A 2,154-nucleotide genomic window follows, 5' to 3' on the forward strand; every position below is an offset into this window, starting at 1 on the left:
CGCCGAGTGCGAAGACGACGAATAGAGGAGGTCGACGATGAGAGAGTTCCTTAAGGACGTGTGGATGCACGGCGGTGAGGAAAGCCGCGCCATCACCCCCGAGAACATCACGGGCGAGAAGGGCCGCGCCGCCATGTCGGCCAGCCACCTCGGCGTCGGCCGCAAGGGCTCGTGCTGCGTGCCCCTTGAGTCCGGCGAGACCATCACGCTCGCGGACATCGAGGGCCCCGGCATCATCCGCCACATCTGGATGACCGTCCCCGACAAGACCGCCGCGGGAAGCTTCGTCATGCGCGACCTCGTCCTGCGCTTCTACTGGGACGACGAGGAGACCCCCTCGGTCGAGTGTCCCATCGGCGATTTCTTCTGCAACGGCTTCGGCGAGCGCGCCATCGTCAACTCAATGCCCATCTGCGTGAACCCGACGGGTGGCATGAACTGCTACTTTGAGATGCCCTTCAGGAAGCACGCCAAGGTCACGCTCACGAGCGAGCACCCCGGGTTCATCAAGTACGTCTTCTACACGTTCAACTACGTGCTCACCGACGTGCCGGATGACGCCATGTACTTCCACGCCCGCTTTAACCGCGAGCGCAGCACCCGCAGGGGCGTCGACTACACCGTGCTCGACGGCGTGCGCGGCAAGGGCTACTACGTTGGCACCTATATGGCCCTGTGCGCCCTGGAGCGCTATTGGTGGGGCGAGGGCGAGATGAAGTTCTTCCTCGACGGCGACAAGGAGTTTCCCACGGTCACCTCGACGGGCGCCGAGGACTACTTCGGCGGTGCCTGGGCCTTCCTCGACAGGCCGCCCCACGCGCTGCCCGAGGCGCAGTGCTTCAACACGCTGTTCGCCGGCTACCCGTACCGCTCGACGCGCGACGCCACGCGCGACCGCTTCAGCGCGGGCAAGCCGAACCCGAACCCGATGCTCGCGACCAACGACGACGCGCTGCCCAGGCACGGCCTCTACAGGTGGCACCTTCCCGACCCGATCTCGTTCAAGGAGGACCTGCGCGTGACGTTCCAGGACCTCGGCAACGACGACATCAAGCTCTACGAGCGCGAGGACGACATCTCCACCGTCGCCTACTGGTACCAAAGCGAGCCTCACGCCGTGCTCGCCCCGTTTGCCGCAAGGCAGGACCGCGTGCCCAGGTAGGGTTGCTTCGAAACAAACCAACGCTATGGGCGCCCGCGGTTGACTATGGCTGCGGGCGCCCCTTTTCAAGGAGGAACACATGAGCGAAAAGCAAATGAGGCTCGGCGCCCTCGAGGCCGGCGGGACCAAGATGGTCTGCGCCGTGGTGTCCGGCGACGGCGAGGTCCTCGACCGCATGGAGACCCCGACGCTTATGCCCGCCGAGACCGTCCCGCAAATGGTCGAGTGGTTCACCGCCCGCGATGTGGACGCGTTGGGCATCGGCGCCTTCGGCCCGACCTGCGTCGACCCCAACGATGAGCGCTACGGTTCCATCCTCCAGACGCCCAAGCTCGCGTGGCGAGGCTATGGTCTTCGCGCCGCGTTCGTCGACGCCCTCGGGATTCCGGTGACCTACGACACGGACGTGAACGTTGCCTGCCTCGGCGAAGTGGTCTTCGGCTGCTGCAAGGGGCTCGAGGACGCCGTCTACGTGACCATCGGCACCGGCGTGGGCGCGGGCGTCATGTGCGCGGGCAGGCTCCTTCACGGCATGCTGCACCCCGAGGCCGGCCACATGCTGGTAAGGACCCGTCCCACCGAGGAGGGACGCTGCGTCTGCCCGAGCCACGCGAGCTGTCTCGAGGGCCTCGCCTCCGGCCCCGCCATCGCCGCGCGCTGGGGAAAGCCCGCGGCCGAGCTCGCGGACAACGCTGAGGTGTGGGCGCTCGAGGGGGATTATCTGGGGCAGATGTGCGCGAACCTCGTGCTCATGTACTCGCCTCGCCGCATCGTCCTCGGCGGCGGCGTGATGCACCAGGAGCAGCTCTACGGCATCGTCCGCAAGAAGACCCTCGAATATCTGGGTGGCTACATCCAGACCGCCGAGCTTAAGGACATGGAGAGCTACATCTGCGCCCCGGGCTGCGGCGGCGACCAAGGAATCCTCGGCGCGGCCGAGCTGGCAAGAAGGGCGCTCGCATAACTTGCGCTCTCTCCGCCATACAACGCGT

The 2,154-nt window shown here is 66.3% G+C and carries 2 protein-coding genes; both read left to right on the forward strand.

The features are described 5' to 3' along the window. The first annotated feature begins 37 nt into the window (after positions 1 to 37). Positions 38 to 1,162, forward strand: coding sequence for a glycoside hydrolase family 172 protein (locus ACT84W_RS10715; protein ID WP_444329209.1), 1,125 nt, complete (start codon positions 38 to 40; stop codon positions 1,160 to 1,162). A 79-nt stretch (positions 1,163 to 1,241) separates the two neighbouring features. After that, on the forward strand, positions 1,242 to 2,126 hold the full coding sequence (locus tag ACT84W_RS10720; protein WP_419058626.1) for an ROK family protein: 885 nt from the start codon (positions 1,242 to 1,244) through the stop codon (positions 2,124 to 2,126). Positions 2,127 to 2,154: the final 28 nt, after the last annotated feature.

Source organism: Paratractidigestivibacter sp. (genome assembly GCF_052362415.1).
GTDB lineage: Bacteria > Actinomycetota > Coriobacteriia > Coriobacteriales > Atopobiaceae > Paratractidigestivibacter.

What these genes read in the sequence shown, in the direction of transcription:
- ACT84W_RS10720 (WP_419058626.1), top strand. Translation starts at nt 1,242, where the DNA reads ATGAGCGAAAAGCAAATGAGGCTCGGCGCCCTCGAGGCCGGCGGGACC.
- ACT84W_RS10715 (WP_444329209.1), top strand. Translation starts at nt 38, where the DNA reads ATGAGAGAGTTCCTTAAGGACGTGTGGATGCACGGCGGTGAGGAAAGC.